At 66.0% G+C, this 22,005-nt stretch carries 21 protein-coding genes and 5 tRNA genes; 16 read left to right on the top strand and 10 right to left on the bottom strand.

Annotation, left to right across the window (positions count from 1 at the left end; translation table 11 throughout):
• Nucleotides 1–56: 56 nt before the first annotated feature.
• Complete coding sequence (gene rnd, locus HCH03_RS04170; protein WP_185905391.1) at nt 57–1,202, bottom strand: ribonuclease D; 1,146 nt, start codon at nt 1,200–1,202, stop codon at nt 57–59.
• 77 nt (nt 1,203–1,279) lie between these two features.
• Here rnd and HCH03_RS04175 point away from each other — a divergent pair, with 77 nt between their 5' ends.
• On the top strand, nt 1,280–2,191 hold the full coding sequence (locus HCH03_RS04175) for a diacylglycerol/lipid kinase family protein (protein WP_080142978.1): 912 nt from the start codon (nt 1,280–1,282) through the stop codon (nt 2,189–2,191).
• A 193-nt stretch (nt 2,192–2,384) separates the two neighbouring features.
• Here HCH03_RS04175 and HCH03_RS04180 read toward each other — a convergent pair whose 3' ends face one another.
• Nucleotides 2,385–3,485, bottom strand: coding sequence for a TerC family protein (locus HCH03_RS04180; RefSeq protein ID WP_221688499.1), 1,101 nt, complete (start codon nt 3,483–3,485; stop codon nt 2,385–2,387).
• A gap of 374 nt (nt 3,486–3,859) precedes the next feature.
• Here HCH03_RS04180 and HCH03_RS04185 point away from each other — a divergent pair, with 374 nt between their 5' ends.
• The 7 genes from HCH03_RS04185 to HCH03_RS04215 all read left to right on the top strand — a co-directional run bounded on the left by HCH03_RS04185 (nt 3,860) and on the right by HCH03_RS04215 (nt 10,549).
• Nucleotides 3,860–4,315: a hypothetical protein gene (locus HCH03_RS04185; protein WP_221688500.1), complete on the top strand. Its 456-nt coding sequence runs from the start codon at nt 3,860–3,862 to the stop codon at nt 4,313–4,315.
• Between the two features lie 274 nt (nt 4,316–4,589).
• On the top strand, nt 4,590–5,366 hold the full coding sequence (locus HCH03_RS04190) for a teichoic acid transporter (RefSeq protein ID WP_185905394.1): 777 nt from the start codon (nt 4,590–4,592) through the stop codon (nt 5,364–5,366).
• Nucleotides 5,367–5,512: 146 nt separating this feature from the next.
• Nucleotides 5,513–6,118 (top strand): 4Fe-4S dicluster domain-containing protein, encoded by a 606-nt coding sequence (locus HCH03_RS04195; RefSeq protein WP_221688501.1) that lies wholly within the window; start codon nt 5,513–5,515, stop codon nt 6,116–6,118.
• 80 nt (nt 6,119–6,198) lie between these two features.
• Nucleotides 6,199–8,760 carry a nitrate reductase catalytic subunit NapA gene (gene napA, locus HCH03_RS04200; protein ID WP_221688502.1) on the top strand — a complete coding sequence of 854 codons (2,562 nt, stop codon included), beginning with the start codon at nt 6,199–6,201 and terminating at the stop codon, nt 8,758–8,760.
• A 5-nt stretch (nt 8,761–8,765) separates the two neighbouring features.
• Nucleotides 8,766–9,098, top strand: coding sequence for a nitrate reductase cytochrome c-type subunit (locus HCH03_RS04205; protein ID WP_221688503.1), 333 nt, complete (start codon nt 8,766–8,768; stop codon nt 9,096–9,098).
• Between the two features lie 273 nt (nt 9,099–9,371).
• Entirely contained in the window at nt 9,372–9,629 is a 258-nt protein-coding gene (locus HCH03_RS04210; RefSeq protein WP_185905397.1) for a chaperone NapD, read from the top strand.
• Nucleotides 9,626–10,549 (top strand): 4Fe-4S binding protein, encoded by a 924-nt coding sequence (locus HCH03_RS04215; protein WP_221688504.1) that lies wholly within the window; start codon nt 9,626–9,628, stop codon nt 10,547–10,549. The genes HCH03_RS04210 and HCH03_RS04215 overlap by 4 nt, the downstream gene beginning before the upstream one ends.
• 94 nt (nt 10,550–10,643) lie before the next feature.
• Here the strand turns inward: HCH03_RS04215 and HCH03_RS04220 are convergent, their stop codons facing one another.
• Both HCH03_RS04220 and HCH03_RS04225 read right to left on the bottom strand, forming a co-directional pair.
• Nucleotides 10,644–11,285, bottom strand: a complete 642-nt coding sequence (locus HCH03_RS04220) for a response regulator (protein WP_080142970.1) — start codon at nt 11,283–11,285, stop codon at nt 10,644–10,646.
• Complete coding sequence (locus HCH03_RS04225) at nt 11,282–12,481, bottom strand: GAF domain-containing sensor histidine kinase (RefSeq protein ID WP_221688505.1); 1,200 nt, start codon at nt 12,479–12,481, stop codon at nt 11,282–11,284. Before HCH03_RS04225 ends, HCH03_RS04220 begins: the two co-directional genes overlap by 4 nt.
• 302 nt (nt 12,482–12,783) lie before the next feature.
• Between HCH03_RS04225 and HCH03_RS04230 the strand changes: the two genes are divergently transcribed.
• The 6 genes from HCH03_RS04230 to HCH03_RS04255 all read left to right on the top strand — a co-directional run bounded on the left by HCH03_RS04230 (nt 12,784) and on the right by HCH03_RS04255 (nt 15,501).
• Complete coding sequence (locus HCH03_RS04230) at nt 12,784–12,936, top strand: FmdB family zinc ribbon protein (protein ID WP_114602490.1); 153 nt, start codon at nt 12,784–12,786, stop codon at nt 12,934–12,936.
• Between the two features lie 161 nt (nt 12,937–13,097).
• Nucleotides 13,098–13,172: transfer RNA gene (locus HCH03_RS04235), tRNA-Val, on the top strand.
• Between the two features lie 345 nt (nt 13,173–13,517).
• Nucleotides 13,518–13,593 (top strand) — tRNA-Gly (locus HCH03_RS04240).
• A 70-nt stretch (nt 13,594–13,663) separates the two neighbouring features.
• Nucleotides 13,664–13,737: transfer RNA gene (locus HCH03_RS04245), tRNA-Cys, on the top strand.
• A 47-nt stretch (nt 13,738–13,784) separates the two neighbouring features.
• Nucleotides 13,785–13,860, top strand: a tRNA-Gly gene (locus tag HCH03_RS04250).
• A gap of 270 nt (nt 13,861–14,130) precedes the next feature.
• The gene (locus HCH03_RS04255; protein WP_221688506.1) at nt 14,131–15,501 is read left to right on the top strand and encodes a radical SAM protein; all 1,371 of its coding nucleotides are present in this window, start codon (nt 14,131–14,133) and stop codon (nt 15,499–15,501) included.
• 140 nt (nt 15,502–15,641) lie between these two features.
• On the opposite strand, the gene HCH03_RS04260 is transcribed toward HCH03_RS04255, so the two are convergent.
• From HCH03_RS04260 to secG, 4 genes are all read right to left on the bottom strand, one after another.
• Nucleotides 15,642–16,340, bottom strand: coding sequence for an HAD family hydrolase (locus tag HCH03_RS04260; protein ID WP_221688507.1), 699 nt, complete (start codon nt 16,338–16,340; stop codon nt 15,642–15,644).
• Between the two features lie 119 nt (nt 16,341–16,459).
• Entirely contained in the window at nt 16,460–17,365 is a 906-nt protein-coding gene (locus HCH03_RS04265) for a cation diffusion facilitator family transporter (RefSeq protein WP_221688508.1), read from the bottom strand.
• Nucleotides 17,366–17,435: 70 nt separating this feature from the next.
• Nucleotides 17,436–17,524, bottom strand: a tRNA-Leu gene (locus tag HCH03_RS04270).
• A gap of 74 nt (nt 17,525–17,598) precedes the next feature.
• Complete coding sequence (gene secG / locus HCH03_RS04275) at nt 17,599–17,853, bottom strand: preprotein translocase subunit SecG (RefSeq protein ID WP_041238829.1); 255 nt, start codon at nt 17,851–17,853, stop codon at nt 17,599–17,601.
• A gap of 239 nt (nt 17,854–18,092) precedes the next feature.
• Between secG and HCH03_RS04280 the strand changes: the two genes are divergently transcribed.
• Together HCH03_RS04280 and HCH03_RS04285 are read left to right on the top strand one after the other, a co-directional pair.
• Nucleotides 18,093–18,905: an AzlC family ABC transporter permease gene (locus HCH03_RS04280; RefSeq protein WP_221688509.1), complete on the top strand. Its 813-nt coding sequence runs from the start codon at nt 18,093–18,095 to the stop codon at nt 18,903–18,905.
• Nucleotides 18,902–19,237 (top strand): branched-chain amino acid transporter permease, encoded by a 336-nt coding sequence (locus tag HCH03_RS04285; RefSeq protein ID WP_185905408.1) that lies wholly within the window; start codon nt 18,902–18,904, stop codon nt 19,235–19,237. Before HCH03_RS04280 ends, HCH03_RS04285 begins: the two co-directional genes overlap by 4 nt.
• Nucleotides 19,238–19,289: 52 nt before the next feature.
• On the opposite strand, the gene gpmI is transcribed toward HCH03_RS04285, so the two are convergent.
• Together gpmI and tpiA are read right to left on the bottom strand one after the other, a co-directional pair.
• Nucleotides 19,290–20,861 (bottom strand): 2,3-bisphosphoglycerate-independent phosphoglycerate mutase, encoded by a 1,572-nt coding sequence (gene gpmI / locus HCH03_RS04290; protein WP_368042418.1) that lies wholly within the window; start codon nt 20,859–20,861, stop codon nt 19,290–19,292.
• 220 nt (nt 20,862–21,081) lie between these two features.
• Nucleotides 21,082–21,852, bottom strand: coding sequence for a triose-phosphate isomerase (tpiA, locus tag HCH03_RS04295; RefSeq protein WP_185905410.1), 771 nt, complete (start codon nt 21,850–21,852; stop codon nt 21,082–21,084).
• Nucleotides 21,853–22,005: the final 153 nt, after the last annotated feature.

Below are 22,005 nucleotides of genomic sequence, written 5' to 3' on the forward strand. Positions count from 1 at the left end.
CGGAGAGCGCCCCTACGGGGTTCCCAGAGAGTCGGGGGTTCCGTGATGCGGGACGTTCAATCGCGCCGCTCCACCACGAGCCCGTCGCCGTCCAGGCTCAGCGCCAAGCGGCCCTCCAAAAGCTCCAGAAGCTCCTCGCCTACGATGGCGCGCCGCCACCCGCGCAGCAGATCCACGCCCTCGCGGTAGCCACGCGCGACGCGGGCGAGATCGTCGTGGCTGGCCAGCGTGGGAAACGCGATGCCGTTCTCCTTGGCGCGCAGGCGCACCAAGGCGCTCATGAGGTCGAGCTGGGCGTCGACGTTCGGCTCGCTCTTCGAACAGCGGTCGAGCTCCGGCCAGGTGTCGGGGGGCGCGTCGAGCGCCGAGGAGATGAGCGACACGACGGCGCGCGCGTCCTTCGTGGACAGACGGTCCGACAGGCCGCGCACCATGAACAGCTCGTCGATCGAGCGCGCCTCGCGCTTGCAAGCCTCCACGACCTGCTCGTCGGTTATCACCCACTTGCGCGGGATGTCGCGGCGTTGCGCCTCCAGCTCGCGCCAGGCCGCCACCTCGCGCGCGGCCGAGAGCTGGCGGCGCGAGAGCTGGGACACCCGCTTGAGGCGGCGGAAGCGCTCGCGCTCGTTCGTCTCGAAGCGCGCCGGGTCCGAGAGCTCGGCGAAGTCGTGGTCGAGCCAATGCAGGCGGCCCTTCTCCTCGAGCGACGCCCGCATGCTCTCGTACAGGCGCGGCAGGTACACCACGTCGTCGGCCGCGTAGTCGCGCTGCGAGGCCGACAGCGGCCGGCGCGACCAGTCGGTGAACGAGTCGATCTTCTTGAGCGACACGCCGCATTCCGCGTGCACGAGCGCCGCGTAGCCGATCTGCTGGGTGTGGCCCAAAAGCGCTGCGGCGATCTGCGTGTCGAACACGGGACGCGGCAGCACGCCAACCTCGCGCAGGATGATCTCCAGATCCTGCCCGGCCGCGTGGAACAGCTTCACGATGCCCTCGTCCGTGAGCAAGGGTTCCAGCACGGAAAGGTCGTCTATCTCGAAGGGATCGACGATCACCACCTCGTCGTCGGTGGCCATCTGCAGAAGGCACAGCCGCGCGTAGTACGTCTTCTCGCGCAGGAACTCCGTGTCGATGGCGAGCACGCTGGAGGTGCGCGCACGCTCGACGAACGCCGCGAGGTTTTCTTGGGTAGCAATATACATGTACGAGATTCCTTGCCTTGTCATCCGCGTTTCATGTTGTACTATGCCATCATAGCAAAGAGAGCGAAAGGGAACCGGTGAAACTGCTCGTCATCAACAACCTGGCATCGGGCTTCGGAGAGGGGTCCGTCTACGACTTCGTCCGATCGTTCGCGCGCGACGGCGACGAGGTGTGCCTGCGCTCCACCGACGGCACGACCGACGTGCGCGACCTGCTGGACGACGCGGAGGCGTTCGACGCCGTGGTGGCGAGCGGCGGCGACGGCACGGTGGCCACGGTGAGCTACCGGCTGGCGAACACGGGCATCCCCATCCTGCCGTTTCCCGCCGGCACGGCGAACCTGCTGGCCGCGAACCTGGCCTCGCCCCTGGAGCCCCACGCACTGGCGAAGCTCGTGCGCGAGGAGCGCACGCTCGACTTCGACCTGGGCGAGATCGAGGTAGCCGGGCGCCGCTTCGGCTTCGGCATCATGGCGGGCGCCGGTTACGACGCGGCCATCATGCACGGCGCGGCACCCGCGAAGCGCCTGCTGGGCCCCATGGCCTACCTGTCCGCCGCCATCGCGAACCCCCTGCCGCAAACGTCGAAGTTCAAGCTGACGCTCGACGGCGAGACGGTGGAGAGCGAGGGGCTGGGCATCCTGCTGGTGAACTTCTCGAAGATCCAGTTCGACATCTCGGTCACGCACGGCAACGAGCCGCGCGACGGCGTGTTCGACGTGGTGGTGCTCAAGGCGCAGAACGCCTTCGAGCTCATCCCCGCCGTGCTCGCCGGGCTGCTCGACCGGGGAGGCGACTTCCCCGACCGCACGGACTCGCTCGAACTGCACCGCGCCCGTGAGGTGCGCGTGGAGGCCGACCCGCCCATGGAGGTGCAGTACGACGGCGAGGCCACCCGCCTCACCACGCCGTTCACCGCCCACATCATGCGCCGCGCCGCGCGCTTCTTCATCTCGGAAGAGGGCTGGGACCTCTTCGCCGAGGCGTAGAGGCTTCTCATCGTCATCCTGAGCGGAGGCTCTCTGTAGGGGCGATCTCCAGAGCGCCCGTTCCGGCGCAGCCGGAAAAGCAACCGAGGCTCGCGTTCTCGCGCTGCGCGTGAGCGAGCGCTCAGGAGAGCGCCCCTACGGAAGACCTGCGGGAACGGCGCTGCTTCAAGCGCCGTTCCACTACGGGTTCTCCTTACTTCCCTTCGGGTTCCTCGTACGTGGGCTCGGCGTCCTCCACCTGCGCGGCTATCTCGAGCGGAGCGTCGAACGAGGCGCTGGCTGCGGACGACGTAGCCATGAGCTCCTTGAACGACGCGGCGTCCTCGCCGGCCATGGGCATCATGACGTACACGTTGTTGCCGATGATGACGGGCTGGATGCGCTCGGAAGCCCCCTTGGCCGCGCCGCCCTTTTCGCCGGAAGCGGCGTCCTCGGCGGCTTCGCGCTCCATCTGCTCCATCATCTCGGCGCGCACGTTCTCGATCTGCGCGGCCGTCTCCGTCTTCCAACGCTCTTTGCGCCAGGCGAGGAAATTCGCGTTGTAGCGCATCTGGATGAGCTCAAGCACGATGCAGAACACCATGGCGAAGTACACGATCAGCTTCTCGAGCGGCATGTGCAGAAGCTCGATGCCGGTATGGAAGCCCACGCTGTCGATGACCAGCAGGCCGCCGATGGCCACGATGAACGTGAGCGCGAGCATCTTCATCTCGGGATGGCCGTTGATGAAGTTCGAGATGGGGTCGATGAAGATCATCATGAGGAACACGGCCAACATGACGGCGATGATCATGATGATGAGGTGGTCGGCCATGCCCACGGCCGTGATGACCGAGTCGATGGAGAACACCACGTCCATGATCATGATGGTGCCCACGGCCTGCGGAAGCGATATGAGGTGCAGGGCCTTGTGCTCCTCGCAGTGCTCGGCCTTGACCTCGGTGAGCTTGAGCGTCTCGCGCAGCTCGGCGATGCCCTTGTATATCAGGTAGCCGCCGCCGATGAGCAGCACGAGGTCGCGCACCGAGAAGCCGTGCGCGTACGCACCCAGGTCGATGGTGAACAGCGGGGCGGTCATGTGCACGAGGAACGACGCGAAGCACAGGAAGATGATGCGCATGACGAGCGCGCCGGCCAGGCCCAGCTTGCGGCCTATGTGCTGTTTCTCGGGAGGAAGGCGGTTCGTGGTGATGGAGATGAACACCAGGTTGTCCACGCCGAGCACGATTTCCAGGAAAATGAGGCTGACCAGGCTGATCCAAGCCTCGGGCGAGGTGAAGATTGATAGGTCCACAGGTTGTTAGCTCCTTCTTCGTATACTCGTCTTTTCCGTAGGTCGGCAGAGTCCATAAAAAAAGACTCATGGCGCAGCCGCATCGATGCCAACTGCGCCATGAGTCTCGTTATTTCAGACACGCCAGGCTGTCAAGCCATGATGTTGAACGTGCCGCTTGCACTGCATGCGCAAGCCAACTACTCCCCCACGGGCGTTTGGTATCCTAACACGACGCCCTCGAGTCGGCAATTGCTAAAAGCACAATTCAACGCAACGTGTACAAACCAGCCTAATCCTCCGTTTTCATGCTGTTAGGCCAGTCGGCATTGCGCCCGACATCGCGCTGGGACTATAGTGAGGAAAACGCCATTTGCCCGAAGGACGTGACGCGTATGCGAAACGGTATCGGTCGCATGATCGCCATCGCGCTTTCATTCGCCGTCTTTTGCGCCCTGCTGTTGCCTTCTTGTACGGATTCTCCGGAAAACCAAGAAAAAGCAGCGCCTTCCCCAGGCGAAACGAGCGCGCCCATGCGCGATGCCAAGGACGTCACCGTGCCGTACCCGGTCAACGAGCACGGCAACACCTACGGATCGGCGGCCGACGTGCCGCAAGACGTCACCGGCTCGTATGAGGACATGCATGCACTGTATCCAGACCTCGTGTCGGCCGTAGCGACCAACGGCGACACCGGATACGTATGGAAGGACGAAATCGACCCCCCGCCTCCCGCCAACCCGGACGAAGCCGTCAAGATGATGGAAGCTCGAAAAGCGAAAGGCAAGACCATCGTGACCGTATACGAACAGGACGGCACGACGGTCGTCGGAGAGCTCGAACTAGGATGAGCCGAGATCGGCCATCGAACCGCGCATGACCGCGCCCGCCATCCCGAACACGGGCGCCAAGCAAAGTCGAAGGCTCATGCCGTAAGCGGCAAGGCCCCTTGACTCGCCCCGTTCGCTTAGAATGGCAGATGCGGCATCGAGGCAGTATGCGACCAAGACGGAGATTCGAATCATCCGCATCTCCGCAAATAAGGTTGATGTAGCCGCTTGCGGGCAGGTCGAGACGGGCAATGTTATAATGCCCAAAGCACACAAACCCCTCAGGAGTACGCTCATGTTTTTTAACGCGCGAAAAAACGGTTACGACGCCGGCGACGGACCCGTTCGCTACCTGGACGGCAGCTCGCTTGCCCGGCCGCTGAACGCACCGCGCCCCCAGATGGTCATCATGGCTGCGTTCGTCCTGGTCGCGGCCATCATCGGCGGCGTCTTCCTGTTCAACGTCATCGACAACGTGTCGCATTCGGCCGAGCGCGCGCAGGCCACAATGGAGCAGAACCTCGCCCGCCCCGCCTCTATGGAGAGCCTGCCGAACCTCGCGTCGCTCGTCGGGTTGGACGTCGAAGGCATCAAGGCGGCGTTCGCGGAAGCGGGTTGGAGCATCGCGGACAAAGGCGCCCTCTCCGGCGACACGAGCGGGAAGATCGATCTTATAAAGCTACCCGCCGACGTCAGCGAGGCGCAGGCGCTCGTCATGTACAGCAACGTGTCCGGCCTGTCGGCGGCGGACGCCACCTTGCTGCTGAACGGCTCGTGGCAGTTCACGGCCGAACCCGGCGACTACACGGACATGCGCGTGAAGTACGCCGACTTCTCGTCGGGCAGCGTGGAAGCCGCCGTGCAGACGGCCATCGCCTCCGAGGGTTTCGACCCGGCAACGGCCGGCGAGGTGGGCGTCGACGAATCCGGCAACACGTTTCTGGAGGGCACCGTCGCGGTGGGCGACGACACGTACCACTGGCGCGTTTCGGCCATCGGGCTTTCGAGCGTTTACGACGTGAAGGGCCTGCCGGAAACCGCGGTGTACGTGGGCATCCGCCTGTACGCGTAGGGCGCGTTCTCCTTAATCATCCTCGGAAAACAATAGTATAAAACCCTTCCCCTTCAAAGGGGCTTCCCCCTTGCCGCTTCGGGGCTACCCCGATTGGCACACCCTCGATGCAAGCGCATCATATATGGTGTGAGGAAAGGGGATCGATGAAACTGTCCAGCGTCGTAGCCGGCTTGTCCGCAGCCGTCGTGGCCTTCCAGGGCGTGGCCTACGCCGCCCAAGGCGAGGCGAGCCTTCTTAGGCCCCCCGGCGCGCAGGGCGAGAAGGACTTCTCCGCCCGATGCGTCAAGTGCGGCAAATGCATCGAGGCCTGCCCGTACCTGGCCCTTTTCCCCGCCCCCGGCGACCAGGGTTTCGCCACGGGAACGCCCATGGTCGATGCCCGCTCCCAGGCGTGCCGCCTGTGCGAGGACTTCCCCTGCGTCGACGCCTGCCCCACCGGGGCTTTGCGCGACGTGGAGCAGCGTTTGGACGTGCGCATGGGAACGGCCGTCATCGACGAGGATCTGTGCATCGCGTTCCAGGGCATGCGCTGCGAGGTGTGCTACCGCACGTGCCCGCTCATCGACCAGGCCATCACCATCGACTACCGCATGCGCGAGGGCGACGCCATCCATTCCGTGTTCGCCCCCGTCATAGACGAGGAACGGTGCGCCGGATGCGGCCTGTGCGTCGAGCGCTGCGTCGTCGACGAGCCGAACGTGGCCATCCGCATCGAAACGCACGCCGAACGCGCCCGAGGCGGCGCCTGACGGCTTCGACGCCATCAATCCGTTCGAGGAAACGGTGGGATAGAGAGTGAAGAGCGAAAAGGGAGAGAAGGAGGGGTGTCATGGACATCTCAAGACGAGCGTTCGTTAAGGCGACGGCCGTGGCGCTGGCGAGCGCCGCAGCGGCTGGCAGCCTTGCGTCGATGACCGGCTGCGCAAGCGGCGGCCAGGGCGCGGCGGACGGCGGCGGCCAGAAGTACACGGCCGTGTGCCGTTTCTGCGGCTGCGGCTGCGGCGTGATCTGCGAGGCGAAGGACGGCAAGCTCGTGAGCGTCACGGGCGACCCGGACAACCAGTCGAACAAGGGCCTCAACTGCGTGAAGGGCTACTTCTTGGGCAAGATCCTCTACGGGGACGACCGCCTGACCAAGCCGCTCATCCGCGAGGACAAGTCCACGAAGGGCACCGACGAGGGCCTGCGCGAGGCCACGTGGGACGAGGCGCTCGACCTCGTGTCCTCGAAGCTCAAGGAAACGTGGAAGGCCGACAAGTCGCGCCTGGCGTTCTGGCTCTCCGGCCAGCAGCCCATCACAGAGGGCTACGCCTGCGCCAAGTTCATCAAGGCCGGCCTGCTTTCGAACAACGTCGACCCGAACGCGCGCCTGTGCATGGCCAGCGCCGTGGTGGGCTTCATGAACGTGTTCCAGACCGACGAGCCGGCCGGCTGCTACGCCGACCTCGACAACGCCGACGTGTTCGTCACCTGGGGCGCCAACATGGCCGAGGCGCACCCCATGCTGTACTCGCGCCTCACGGCCCGCAAGCTCTCGGGCAAGAACGTGAAGCACTACGATCTGGGCACGCTGCGCACGCGCACGTCGGCGAGCGCCGACACCGTCATGCTGTTCAAGCCGAACACCGACCTGGCCATCGCCAACTGCATCGCGAACTACCTCGTGCAGAACAAGAAGTACGACGAGGCGTTCGTGAACGACCATCTGCAGTTCAAGCAGGGCACCGAGGACATCGGCAACGCCACCGACGACGGCTACGACGCCAGCGAGATCGGCCAGAAGGTCGACGCGGTGAGCAACATCACGTTCGAGGAGTACGCCGCGCGCCTGGCGCCCTACACGTTCGAATACACGTCCGAGCTCTCCGGCGTGCCGGTTGAGGACCTGAAGGCGCTCGCCTTCGAGTTCGCCGATCCCGACAAGAACATCATGTCGCTGTGGACCATGGGCGTGAACCAGCACAACCGCGGCACGTGGATGAACCACAACCTGTACAACATCCACCTGCTGTCGGGCAAGATCGCCCGTCCCGGCTGCGGCCCCTTCTCGCTCACCGGCCAGCCCACGGCCTGCGGCACGGCTCGCGAGGTGGGCACGTTCTCGCACCGCCTGCCGGCCGACCTGCTGGTCGCCAACGCCCAGCATCGCCGCTACACCGAGGCCATCTGGGACCTGCCCGAAGGCTACCTCGACGCCATCCAGAAGCCCGGCATGCATACGGTGAAGATATTCCGCGAGATGTCGAAGGGCAACATCGACTTTCTGTGGACCGCGCACAACAACTGGGCCCAGTCCATGCCGAACCTGCAGCGCTTCCTGGGTCGCGGCGAGGACAAGAAGGGCATCTTCGACACGTTCATCGTGGTGAACGAGGTGTACCCCACCCTGTCCACCCAGTACGCCGACGTCGTGCTGCCCGTGGCCCTGTGGGTGGAGCGCGAGGGCCAGTTCGGCAACGCCGAGCGCCGAAGCGCGGTGTTCGAGAAGGCCGTGGACCCGCCGGGCGAGGCCAAGTGGGACCTGTGGGCGTTCATGGAGGTGGCGCACCGCGTGCTCGACGGCGAGCAGATCGACGGCAAGGACTCCTTCGACCACCTGTTCGGCTTCATCTACGACAAGGGCGCGCGCGACTTCAAAAACGACTCCCGCGAGACGAACCGCCTTTTGTGGGAGGAGTACCGCATCTTCTCGAACCCCGAGATGAACGAGCGCGCCAAGGCCATCAACGACGACGCCGACGGAACGTTCAACGCGAAGCTGAAGATGGAAGCCAAGCAGCTGGCCCCCTACGAGGAGTACCTGGCCCACCACGGCATGACCTGGCCCGTGCGCAACGTCGACGGCAAGTGGCTCGAGACGCACTGGCGCTTCGCCGACGGCAAGCAGGAAGACGGCTTCGACGAGATCGGCGTGGCGAAGTACGGCAAGCCGGGCCTGGCGAACAACCTGTCGTTCTACAAGTCGGGCAACATGAAGCCCTCCGTGGTGTTCCGTCCCTACGAGCCGCCGGCGGAGACGCCCGACGAGGAGTACCCGTTCTACTTCTGCACCGGGCGCTTGCTGGAGCACTGGCACACCGGCACCATGACGCGCCGCGTGCCCGAGCTCGACCGCGCGCTGCCCGAGGCGCTGCTGAACATCCATCCGAACGACGCGTCCAAGCTGGGCGTGGCCGACGGCGACCTCGTGCACGTGAAGTCGCGCTTCGGCGAGTTCGACATCAAGGCGTCCACGGCCGGCCGCACCGAGCCGCAGGAGGGCATCGTGTTCGCGCCCTTCTTCGCCGAGGAGACGCTCGTGAACCTGGCGGTGCAGGACACGTACTGCCCGCTTTCGAAGGAGCCGGACTACAAGAAGACCTGCGTCTCTATCACGAAGGTCGAGGGGTGATAGCCATGAAGAAGCAATTGGTTGCCGGCGCCCTCGCGCTCGCGATGCTGGCCGGAACGGTGACGGCGGCGGGGTGCGCGAGCACCGCGCCGACGAGCGACGCGCGTCCCGACGTGCCCGCTGGCGCGCCGCCGCTCATGCCCGCGAACCACGACGGCCGCTTCGAGAGCCTGGGCGCCCCCGGCTGCTACGGCTGCCACGGCGCGAGCGAGCGCTCGAACCCCATGCTGAACGGCACGGTGGCCCTGCCCGAGGACCATTACGTGGACGGCTCGTCCCAAACGCTCGAGCTCGACCCCACGCACGAGCAGTGCAACACGTGCCACGTGCAAAGCTAGCGCTCGAGAAGCCCTTCCCTCCGTGCGGGGCGGCCCCCCTCCGCCGCCCCGCACGAGCACTTCGGCTGCGTCGAACGCCTCGAACCGCACCTCGTCCCTGCCTCGAGTCGAACCGTAGGGGCGCTCTCCAGGGCGCCCGTTCCGGCAAAGCCGGAAAAGCAGCCGAAGCCCGCGTTCTCGCGCTGCGCGCGAGCGGGCGCCCTGGAGAGCGCCCCTACGGAAACCGACTTGCAACGTATCAACCTGCCATGTACGTGCAGTAAGGAGAGCATCATGGTCATATCAAGCCTCGTCGTGGAGACGACGCCCGAAGCCACGGCGCGCGCGGCCGAAGAGCTCGGCCGCATCGAAGGCGTCGAAGTGCACGAGACGAACGGCTGCAAGGTCGTGGTGACCGTCGAGGCCGAGACCCTCGACGACTCGCACGCCGTCGCGAGCACGTTCGTGGGCATCGAGGGCGTCACCGGCATCAACCTGGTGTACGCCAACTTCGAGGACGACCCCACGCTGCGAAGGGCAGCCGTGAAATGAAGCGCACCCCGAACACCTCGCATGCGTTCAAATGGTCCTGGCTGCGGCACGCGGTGCAGGTAGCGGCCCTGCTGCTGTTCGCTGCGCCGCTGCTGCTTGCCGGCTGGGGCCTGTTCGGGGTGTCCGTCGGCGGCGACGGTCCTGTTCCCACTCCTGCCGACCTCCCCTTTTTCGGCAGCCTTTCCTCTTCATCTATCGGGGGGCTTTCCCTCCTGGACCCGTTCGGGGTCCTTCAGGTCGTCGCCGCCTCCAAAACGTTCGAACTCGACTGGCTGCTGTTCGCGCTGCCGATCGTGGTGTTCTACGGCCTCGTGCGCGCCCGCGCGTTCTGCGGCTGGGTGTGCCCGACGAACCTGCTGCTGGAGCTGGTCGACGCGCTGCGACGCAAGCTGGGCATCAAGGTGAGCGAAGCGCCCGTGCCGCGCCATGCGAAGCTCTGGACGGCCCTCGCGGTGCTCGCGCTGTCCGCCGTGGCGAGCGTTCCCGTGTTCGAGGCGTTCTCCCCCATCGGAGCCGTGAACAAGGGCATCCTGTTCGGCAGCGTGGCGGGCCTCTGGACCCTCGGGGCCGTCGTGGCGGCCGAGCTGTTCTGGGGGCATCGGGTATGGTGCCGCTCGCTCTGCCCGCTCGGCGGCTTCTACGAGGCCATCGGGCGCGCCGGCTTGGTGAACGTGAAGTACGACCGCACGGCCTGCATCCACTGCGACGCCTGCCGCAAGGCCTGCCTGGCCGACCCCTCCATACTCGATCCCGTGCTCACCGAGCGCGACGCGGTCGTGCGCGCGGGCGACTGCATGGCCTGCGGCTCCTGCGTGGACGCCTGCCCCACCCACGCCCTGTCCATGGGATTGGGAAAGGGCGCGAAGCCGACAGAAACGTCGAAACCCAGCGAAAAGGTTCCGCCGGTTCTGTCATCCTGAGCGAAGCGACCGAAGGGAGCGTAGTCGAAGGATCCCGTGCGGAGCCAGCCGTGACGTTTTCAACTGCGGCCGCACGGTATCCTAGCCCGCTTCCTCACACGTCCAGAAGCTTGTGGTTCAGGGCGTAGGAGACCAGGTCCGCGCGCGTTTTGAAGCCCAGCTTCCGGTATATCTTCGAGCGATGGGCCTCGACGGTCTTGACCGACAGGAAGATGCGCTCGGATATCTCCTTGTTCGTGTACCCCTTGGCCAGAAGCTGCAGGATCTCCAGCTCGCGGTTCGAAAGGCTTTGGTAGGAGCGGTCCTCCCCCTCGCCGCCCACCAGCTGCTTGGTGAGCAGGGCGGCCATCTTCGGATGGATGTAGCTGCCGCCCCCGGCCACGGCCCGCACGGCGGCGATCAGCTCCTCCGACGTGGAGTTCTTCAGCATGTAGCCCGCAGCGCCCCCGCGCAGCGTGTAGAACAGGTACTCGGGCTCGGCGAACATCGTAAGTATCACGATCCTCGTGGAGGGGAAGTCGCCCGCTATCTTCTCGCACGCCACGAGCCCGCTCTGCCCCGGCGGCATGGAAATGTCCATGAGCAGCACGTCGGGCTTCTCGCGCGCGACGATCGAGTACGCCTGCGCGCCGTCGGCCGCTTCTGCCACCACCTTCATCTCGGGGTCCTGCTCCAGTATCATCTTGAACCCGGCGCGCACGACCTCGTGGTCGTCGGCCAGCACGATGCGGATCATCGGGAGGCCTCCTTGCCCTCGACCACGTGCATGGGCGCCACGAGCGTCACCGTGGTGCCGCCCGGCCCCGACGAGGTGGTGAGCCTCGCGCCGATGAGGTTGGCGCGCTCCTGCATGCCGTACAAGCCGCAGCCGCTGCCCTTGATCTCGGGGTTCGCGGTGTTGAACCCGCGGCCGTGGTCGACCACGCTCACATGCAGCCAGCCGTCGGCGTCTTCCAGCGTCACGAACACCCGCTCGGTGTCGGCGTATTTGCAGGCGTTCAAGATGGCCTCCTGGCATATGCGGTACGCCTGCGTCTCGAGCGCCTGGTCGAAGCGGTCGCACGACAGGCTTCCCTCGAACACGATCTCGGCACCGTACGTCTTCTCGAACACGGCGGCCTGCGAGCGCAGGGCCGGCAGGAAACCCAGATGGTCCAGCGCCGAGGGGCGCAGCTCGACCGAAATGTTGTGGAGCTCGTCCAAGATGCGGTCGACGGTGTTGCGCGCCTGCCCCAAAAGGCCCGTGCCCACGTCGTCAAGATGGCCCGCCATCTGGTTGAACAGAAACGAGATGCTCAGCAGCTCCTGCGCCACGCCGTCGTGCAGCTCGCGCGAGATGCGCTTGCGCTCGTCCTCCTGCGCGGCGATGACGCGAGAGAGCTCCGAGCGGACGAAGATGGGGTTCGTAGCCGAGTCGGCGCGTTTCTCGGCGGCGATGCTCTCGAAGTCCATGAAATCGTCCGACATCACGTCGAAATCGAGCAGCCTGCCATCCAAATCCTCGATGAGCCGCCGGTAGCTTTCCTCGTGCCGGTCGCTCACCGAGCGGTACGCGCACAGCAGCACCGCCACCACGCGCCCGTCCTTCTTGAGCGGCAGCGCGCAGAAGCTGCGCAGGTCTTCGGCGAACACGATGGGATACGACGAGTACTCGCGCGGATCGATCTCCTCGTCGATGTCGACGAACATCATGGGCTTGCCCGACTTGATGGTGATGCCGCCGATGCCGTGGCCGGGAGCCAGCACGATGCGCCGATGCCGCTCGCCGGTGGCACCGGCGCTGTACACCCATTTGAGCGGCGCGCCGATGAACGCCGTGAGCCCGATAGACACGAAGTCGAACCCGTGGCGGGCCTTGAGGTCCTCCACGGCGTCGCGGTACGCGGCGCAGCCGCCTGCGAGCGTGTCGTCGGTGAAGTTGGATGCGCCCATAGCCCCATCGCCCCCGTCTTGTGCGGTTTCGAACCGCGCCGTCGTGTCGTCCCGTTCTTCGAGGTGCCATTATCCCCCATTCTTCGACGGAATGCACGAGAAAGCCGCCCGCGCGCCTGGTCGTCGCCGACCGAGCGGCAAGGGAGGCCCGCCGGGGAATCGGGGGGCCGGAGCGCCGCGGCGAAGCCCAGCGCGCGACGTCGCCGAACGCTCGACGCGCCGTTGACCGCCCGCCACCCTCGCCGGAAGGGGCCGTGGTAGGATCGTCCGATCGACAACCGCTGCTAAGAAAGGAGCTGGCTATGGAATTCCATACGGGAGACCAACCGGGCGAAGGACGCTACCGGTGCAAGAACTGCGGCTACGTGGTGAGGATAACGAGCGACACCGAGAAGCTCCCCGCTTGCCCCAATTGCGGCCATCACGACTTCGAGAAGCTCGAGGACGAGGACTGACGCGCCGCCTCCCGCGGGCTCGAACGGCCGGCGACGCCGGGCGCCCGGCCCTTGCTCGCGGGAAGACCCCTATTTCTGCAAAATTGTGCTTTGACAGACGCGCTCGATCTGGTAGACTATCTGCTTGCTGGAACGGAAACGTTCCCGCAGCTTGAAAGCGTGCGCGATTAGCTCAGGGGGAGAGCATCACCTTGACACGGTGGGGGTCGCAAGTTCAAATCTTGCATCGCGCACCATCGAAATTCTAAAGAGTCTCTGATGGTCAGGGGCTCTTTTTTTGTTTTCGGTCCCAAGGCTGGGCCCCTTTCGAAAATGAACCGTTCGAATGCGGAAGTGCAAACGATTTGCACTTATTCTGCCCCGTTTTGCGCTGCCCGCCCTTCTACGCCCGGAAATCCCTGCGCTCCGCGCCGGATCATGGCACAGAGTGGCGCCGCCCATGCGGACGCCCTCCCGCCCCGGCAACGCGGCATTTGCGTTGCAGCCGGTCGCTCGGGCATCGATACCTGCGAAGAGGTGCAAATTTCTCAAATTAACCCTTGCGCGCGCAGGCGCGTTCCAGTATCATATTTCCTCGCGACGCGGACGTGGCTCAGCTGGTAGAGCACGACCTTGCCAAGGTCGGGGTCGCGGGTTCGAACCCCGTCGTCCGCTCCATCGTCAGTACGAGGCCGGTCATACTCAACAGTTTTGGCCGGCCTTTTTCTTGACGGTATTGCCGCAACACGGCGACGTGGCCAAGTGGTAAGGCAGAGGCCTGCAAAGCCTTCACCCCCGGTTCGAATCCGGGCGTCGCCTCCATTCGCTCCCTTCGGGGACGGATGCCCAAGCACTGCAACGCTTTTCATGCGGACGTGGCTCAGCTGGTAGAGCACGACCTTGCCAAGGTCGGGGTCGCGGGTTCGAACCCCGTCGTCCGCTCCATAACACGCCGACCGGCCGAACGGAAACGTTCGGTCGGTTTTTTTCGCCCAGACCTTCGAGCGCCCGCGAAGTCGCGAGCGCGCAGCCCTCCTTGGGCCCTTCCCGCCTAAATTTACGGTTCGGTGAACTTTCGCCGCCCGCTCCGTTCGTCCAAACCATTATCCATATACTGCGGTTTAGGGCAGCCGTGCGAGAACGGCGCTTTCGCTTCGACGGACGCGACGGCTCCCTCCCGGCACGGCGGAAGCGCACCAAGGGGAAGGAACTTCTATGGCGGGCACGAAGAAGACTATCGCGGAAAGCGCGCAATCGACCGTGGCGCGCAAGATCCTCGACTACGCGCAGGGAGGCGATCCGGCCGTCCAGCTGCCTAGAATGCTCAAGGCCGTGGACGCGCTGCTTCCCAGCGACTACCTGGTGGAGCAACGCGCCTTGTTCCACCAGGTAGTCGACGACCCCGACAACAACTGGATGGTGCTGCTGAAAAGCCTGTGGACCGACGTCGACGACGGCGTGCGCGCGAAGGTCGTGGAGAACTTCCTCGTGAACGCCTGCCTCATCGGCCTCAAACGCCAGGACAACGCGGCGGCCGAATACGGCTGCAACGTGCCGTGGGCCATGCTCGTCGACCCGACGAGCGCCTGCAACCTGCACTGCAACGGCTGCTGGGCCGCCGAGTACGGCGACAAGCTGAACCTCTCGTTCGAGGAGCTGGACGGCATCATCGAGCAGGGCAAGGAGCTGGGCGTGTTCTTCTACCTGTTCTCGGGCGGCGAGCCGCTCGTGCGCAAGAAGGACATCGTCCGCCTGTGCGAGAAGCACGACGATTGCGCGTTCACCGCGTTCACGAACGCCACGCTCATCGACGACGCGTTCGCCGAGGACCTGCTGCGCGTCAAGAACTTCATCCCCGCCATATCGGTCGAGGGCTTCGAAGAGGCGACCGACGCCCGCCGCGGCGACGGCACATACCGGGCCGTCCTGCGCGCCATGGACGTGCTGAAGGCGCACCGCCTGCCCTTCGGCGTGTCGTGCTGCTACACGCACGCCAACGCGCGCTCCGTCGGCAGCGAGGAGTTCGTCGACGATCTCGTGGCGCGCGGGGCCAAGTTCGCCTGGTTCTTCACCTACATGCCCGTAGGGCGCTCGGCACCCGTCGACCTGCTGGCCACGGCGGAGGACCGTGCGTTCATGTATCGGCAAGTAAGGAAGTTCCGCGAGACGAAGCCGCTGTTCACCATGGACTTCTGGAACGACGGCGAGTTCACGCAAGGCTGCATCGCGGGCGGGCGCCGCTACCTGCACGTCAACGCGAACGGCGACATAGAGCCGTGCGCCTTCATCCACTACTCCGACTCGAACATCCGCGACACCACCGTCCTCGAGGCGCTCCGGCGCCCCTTGTTCATGGCCTACCACGACAACCACCTGCGCCCCTGCCCCGTGCTCGACAACAAGGACATGCTGGCCCAGATGGTGGCCTCCTCCGGCGCGCGCTCCACCGACCTCGCGCAGCCCGAGGACGCGGCGGCGCTCTGCGCGAAAACGCACGACACCGCCGATCGCTGGGCTCCCGTGGCGCAAGAGATATGGGAGGGCGGCCACTGGACGACCGGTCCTAACAAGGGCCGGCGCAAATAAGCCCCGACGAGCACCGGAGGGCCGCTTAAGAGGTCGGGACCATGCGGCGTGGCCCGCGCGGCAGGGCGTGCGAACAGGGCCGACGCGGACTCTGGTCGCGCGCCGTCCCTGCAAGCGACCCTGTGCCGCGTGACGCGCGCCTATTCTTCCAATAGCTTCGGCACGTCGGTGAGCGTTTCCACGACCTCGTACCCGCACTCCGCCTCGGCGCCGTGGCGGTCGACGATGACGGGCCGGATGCCCGCCGCATGCGCCCCGTCCCCGTCGGCGTCGGGGCGGTCCCCCACGTGCACGGCGCGCGACGCCGCCACGCCCAGCTCCTCGCACGCCAGGTCGAATATGACGGGATCGGGTTTGCGGTAGCCGACGACGGCCGACGAGACGACCGCGTCGAAGTACGGCAGCAGCCTCAGATCGCGCAGGAGCCCCTCGAGTCCCGCGTCCCAGTTCGACACCACGCCCAGCATGAGGCCCTGCCGCTTGAGGGTTCTCAGGCAGCCCGCCACGTCGGGATAGAGCGCCCAGTGGTCCCCCTTGCGGTACGCCTCGTGCACGGCGGCCGCCATGCCGTCGGCGTCGTGGGCGATGCCCGCCAGGTGGCACACGTAGCGGTACTGGTCGAGCCAGATGGCCACCGAGCCCTCGTGCGAGCACCAGAAGTCGCCGTCGCGCAGGTACTCGGCCTCGTAGAAGGCGTCCATCGCCGGCATGTGGGGCTCGATGTCGCGCACGGTGAGGGCGTGGCCGCGCTCCCGCGCCACGCGCGCGAACGTCTCGGCCACGGAAGGGCTCGGATAGACGAGCGTCGATCCCACGTCGAACAAAACGGCTTCCACCATGTCGCGCCTCCCTCCTGTCGGTTCTCGATCGATAGACCGCGCCGCAAGCGCCGCCGAAACGCCCTTCGCAGGGACAGGGCTGCCCAAGGCGCGCGTTCGGCGGCTTTTGGCGCAATCTCCTATTCCGTGTGCCCGTCGTCGGGCTCGATGTGCACGAGCGTGTCCGCCACGTTCGGAAAGCGCGCCCGCACGGCGTCTTCCACCTCGTCCGCAAGGGCGTGGGCCTCCCCCACGGTCATCGAGGGGTCCACGAGCACGTGCAGGTCGGCGTACACCTCCCCTTCCGTGCCGCGCGTGCGGATGCGATGCGCGTCGCGCACGCCGGGAACCGCGACCGCTGCGGCGCGCACGTCCTCTTCGGGTATGCGGGCGCGGTCCGACAACGTGGCGAGCGCATGCTTGAACACGTCGTAGGCGGTCGCCAGAATGGCGACGGTCACCACCAAGGCCATGACGGGATCGGCCATGGGGAAGCCCAAGGCCACGGCGACCAGGCCGACGATGACGCCGATGGACACGAGCGCGTCGGACAGCGTGTGGTTCGCGTCGGCACCCAGCACCTCGCTCTTGAGGCGCTTGGCGCAACGGCGCTCGTAGGTGGTCACGCCCAGGTTCACGGCCAGCGTGCCTGCCATGACCACGAACGAGACGGGGGTCACCTCGGCCGTGTACACGCCCGACGCGAGCTTGCCCACGGCACTCGAGCCCACCTCGAAGGCAGCAAGGAGCAGCAGCACGCCGATGACGAGGCTGGCGTACGTCTCGAACTTCGCATGGCCGTACGGATGCCCCTCGTCGGCGGGACGGGCGGCCAGCGCGATGCCGACGAGCCCCACGACGTTGCCGGCGGAATCGAACACGGAATGGATGCCGTCCGCCTGCATGGACGCCGACCCGCTGGCAACGCCGTAGAAGTACTTGGCCGCAGCCACGCCCAGGTTGAGGAACAGGACGATCCACAGCACACGGCGGATCGAGCCCATGCGCTCGGACACGGGGCCTTTCGTCGCAAGCGTTTTGGACATGGCGTCCCTCCGTTCGAACCGGGCCGATATACGAAAAGGAGAGCCACTCGGACTCTCCTTCTAGCTTTTCTGGTGTCGGAGGCGGGATTTGAACCCGCACACCCGTTGTGTGGGCACTAGCACCTCAAGCTAGCGTGTCTGCCGTTCCACCACTCCGACGTATGTTTGCTGCCTTGCAAGCAACGGTGGTTATTCTACCCGAACCGTTGCCGCTTGTGAAGAGCGAATTTCCTCTATTTTGCAATCGTGCCTTGCGGATAGATGATCATGAGCACGATGAGCGAGAGCAAGAACACCACCGCGAAGATGATGGTGATGCGATCGAGGTTCTTCTCCACGATGCTCGTGCCGGTTTGCGTGGAGTACACCGAGCTGGCGATCATGTCGGATATGCCCGTGCCCTTGCCGGAATGCAGCAGGATGAACACGATAAGGCCCAGGCCCGAAACGACGAGCAGGATGAGCATGATGATAAGGAACGGGTTCAAGGCGTCTCTCTTCTTTCCACGTGAGAACAATCGTTTACACAAGTTATGAAGTATACCCGAAAGGAGCCCGTCATGGCAAGCACGACGCCAAGCGGCGTTGCAAGCGTCGCAAAACGACCAGACCCCCGCGCGAGAGTCGGCGCGGGATGCGCGTTTGCATTGCGGGCGATTTCGATATTGCATGGTTTTCGCGGCTGGCATAGCATAACGACCACCGAACGAACACGACGAGGAGCATCATGGACGAACCGAGAGACCGCATCGAGGCCGACGCCGCGCCGCCCGGCGGCGTCGCGGGGACGCGGCGGGCACGGGCCGCGAGGGCCTTCCCCTTCGCCTTCAGGCAAACGCTGCCGCTCATGGCGGGCTTCGCGTTCTGCGGGCTGTCCTACGGCGTGTACGCCACGTCCATCGGGCTGCCCCCCTGGGCGGCGCCGCTCATGGCCGTTTCCATCTTCGCCGGCTCAGCCGAGTTCGTGGCCGCCGACATGCTGACGGCGTCGTTCGCACCGCTCTCGCTGTTCCTCGTGGTGCTCATGGTGAACGCGCGCCACCTGTTCTACGGCATCAGCATGCTGGAGAAGTACCGCGGCGCCGGGCGCAAGACGGCCTTTCTCCGCTACGGCCTCATCGACGAGACGTTCGCGCTGTGCCAGCCGCTCGAGGCGCCGAGCGGGGTGGACCGTTTCTGGGTGTACGCGTGGATCACCGGGCTCAACCTCGTGTACTGGGCCGGGTTCGCCGCCATGGGGTCGTACGTGGCCTCGGGGCTGCCGGTGGACCTCACGGGTATCGACTTCATCATGAAGGCGCTGTTCATCGTCATCTTCCTGGACTGCTGGATGGGCGAGGACGACCACCGCGCGTCGCTCATCGGCCTGGGAGCCGCGCTCGCGTGCCTGGTCGCGTTCGGAAGCGACGGTTTCCTGGTGCCGGCGCTGCTGTCCATCGTGGCGCTCCTGCTCCTGCTGCGCAAGCAGCTCGACCGCAAAGGTGGAGAGGACGGCGCAACAAGCTCGCCCACCGAGGCGGAAGCGGAGCAGGCGCTATGAGCGCGCTCGAGATGCTGGTCATGATAGCCGCCGGCGCGCTGGCCACGCAGATCACGCGCTGGGCGTCGTTTCTGGCCTTCCCCACCGCCGAGAAGACGCCGAAGGTGGTCACGTACCTGGGCACGGTGCTGCCCGCCACCATGTGGGGGCTGCTCATCGTGTACTGCTTCCGCACGAGCGACCCCCTGTCGGGCTACCACATGGCGCCCGAGCTGCTGGCCGCCGCCGTGGTGGTGGGCCTGCACCTGTGGAAGCGGAACATGTCGCTGTCCATGATAGGCGGCACCCTGGTGTACATGTTGCTCATCCGCACGGTGTTCCCGCTGGCATGAAAATGTCCCAATTGGGGACAGTCCCCCATTGGGACATTTCGGGGCGGGACGCCTATGCCAGCAGGCTCGCGCCCGTCATGGCGGCGGGAGCGGGAACGCCCATGAGCTCCAGCAGCGTGGGGGCGATGTCGCAGAGCGCGCCCGAACGGCCGTCGAGCGTGCGGCCCGTGCCCGCGAAGTCCGCGAGGACGAGCGGCACGGGGGCCGTGGTGTGGGCCGTGAAGGGGCTGCCGTCCTCGGCGAGCATCTTGTCGGCGTTGCCGTGGTCGGCGGTGACGAGCGCGACGCCGCCCTTGCGCTCGAGCGCCGCGAGCACCTGGCCCACGCCCGCGTCCACAGCCTCGACGGCGGCCACGGCGGCCGGGATGACGCCCGTGTGACCCACCATGTCGGGGTTCGCGAAGTTCACGATGTACACGTCGGCCTCGTCAGCATCGATGGCCGCGGCCAGCGTGGCCGCCACGTCGGGCTCGCTCATCTCGGGTTTCAGGTCGTAGGTGGCCACCTTGGGGCTGGGGATGAGCGCGCGCTCCTCCCCCTCCTTCGGTTCCTCGCGCCCGCCGTTCAGGAAGAACGTCACGTGGGCGTACTTCTCGGTCTCGGCGATGTGATACTGGCAAAGGCCCGCCTCGGCCAGCACGTCGGCCAGCACGTCGCTGGGGAACTCCTTGGGGAAGGCCACCGGCGCGGGGATCTCGGGGTCGTATTCGGTCAGGCACACGAAGCCCACCTGCGGCCACGCTCCGCGCTCGAAGCCGTCGAACGCCGGGTCAACCAGCGCGCGCGTGATCTCGCGCGCCCGGTCGGGGCGGAAGTTGAAGAACACGACCGCGTCGCCGTCGCGCACGCCGCGGTCGGCGAGCGCCACAGGCACGACGAACTCGTCGGTGACGTCCGCGGCGTAGGAGGCGGCCATGACCTCGGCGGGCGTCGCGTCTTTGTGCGGCTCGGCGCGCACGACGGCCCGCCACGCCTGCTCGACGCGCTCCCAGCGGTTGTCTCGGTCCATGGCGTAGTAACGTCCCGAGATGCTGCCCACCTCGGCCGTGCAGCCCTCGTCCGTCAGCTCGGCAAGCACTCCTTCGAGTTCCTCCAGATAGCCCGCGCCGCTCTTGGGCGGCACGTCGCGGCCGTCCATGAAGCAGTGCACTGCGATATGAGCCACGCCGGCCGCCTTCGCGGCGCGCGCGAGCGCGTAGAGGTGCTCGTTGGAGGAATGGACGCCGCCGTCGGACACGAGCCCCATGAGATGCAGCGCCGCACCCGGCCGCGCGGCGGCCGCGAACGCATCGTTCAGCACGGGGTTCGCCGCCAGCGAGCCGTCGGCGCATGCGCGGTTGATGCGGGTGAGCTCCTGGTACACCACGCGCCCGGCGCCGATGTTGAGATGTCCCACCTCGGAGTTGCCCATCTGCCCTGCGGGCAGGCCCACGGCCTCGCCCGACGCCTCGAGCTTCGTCCACGGACGGGTGGCGAGCAGCTCGTCCAGGCACGGCGTTCGCGCTTGCGAGATGGCGTTGCCCGGCCCCGGCTCGGCCAGGCCGAACCCGTCCATGATGATGAGGCATGCGGGCAGGGTGAGGTTTTCGGCTGATGCCGCACGGGATCCTTCGACTACGTTCACTTCGTTCACTCCGCTCAGGATGACAAGGGGATGCTTGCTTCGTTCACTCCGCTCAGGATGGCAGGGAGGGGGTTACTCGCTTCGCGCGCTCCGCTTAGGATGACAGGGGGGGGTGCAGGTTGTCATCCTGAGCGCAGGCCGGAGGCCGAAGTCGAAGGATCTCCGCTTGCGGGGAGATCCTTCGACTCGCTTCGCCCGCTCAGGATGACGAAAGGGGCGTTTACAGGCACGCCTCGATCAACTGCACGAACGATTCGCACTTGAGGCTTGCACCGCCCACCAGGCCGCCGTCGATGTTCGGCTGGGCCATGAGGCCGTCCACGTTGCCCGGGTTCATGGAGCCGCCGTACAGCACGCGCATCGCCTCGGCCGTCTCGTCGCCGAAGAGCTCGGCCAGCGTCGCGCGGATGGCGGCGCACACGGCCTCGGCCTGCTCGGGCGTGGCCGTGCGGCCCGTGCCGATGGCCCAGATGGGCTCGTAGGCCACGACGCACGTCTCCGCATCGCGCGCGTCGACGCCGGCGAAGGCGGCGCGCACCTGGGCGCACACGTACTCTTCGGTGGTGCCCTCGTCGCGCACGGCCAGCGACTCGCCCACGCACACGATGGCGTACAGGCCCGCCTCGACGAGCGCCTTCACCTTGCGGTTCACGTCCTCGTTCGTCTCGCCGAACAGCTCGCGGCGCTCGGAGTGGCCTACGATGGAGCACGCGCAACCGATCTCCTTGATCATGGGCACGGAGATCTCGCCCGTGTAGGCGCCCGACGCCTCCCAGTACACGTTCTGCGCGCCTACGGCGATCTTCGTCTTGTCGAAATCGAGCACCGTCTTGGCGGGCTTGAGGTCCACGTAGGGCGGGCAGATGACGATGTCCAGGGACTCGGGCCACTCCTTCTCGTACTGGTTCGATATCTCTTGCGTGAGCACCACCGCCTCGCCGACGGTGTTGTTCATCTTCCAGTTGCCCGCCATCATGGGTTTGCGTGCCATTCCGCACTTCCTTTCCGTGTCCTTCGCTTCAAGCGCAAGACGGTATCCAATCGCTCAAGCAGTCCTGCTCGCACGGACAGCCCACCGGGCCGTCCGGCTCGTGCGGAACTCGCTTGGCGGACACCGTCCTTCGCCCTTCGCTGCGTTAACGGG

This window comes from Gordonibacter massiliensis (ex Traore et al. 2017) (genome assembly GCF_019731765.1).
GTDB classification, from domain to species: domain Bacteria; phylum Actinomycetota; class Coriobacteriia; order Coriobacteriales; family Eggerthellaceae; genus Gordonibacter; species Gordonibacter massiliensis.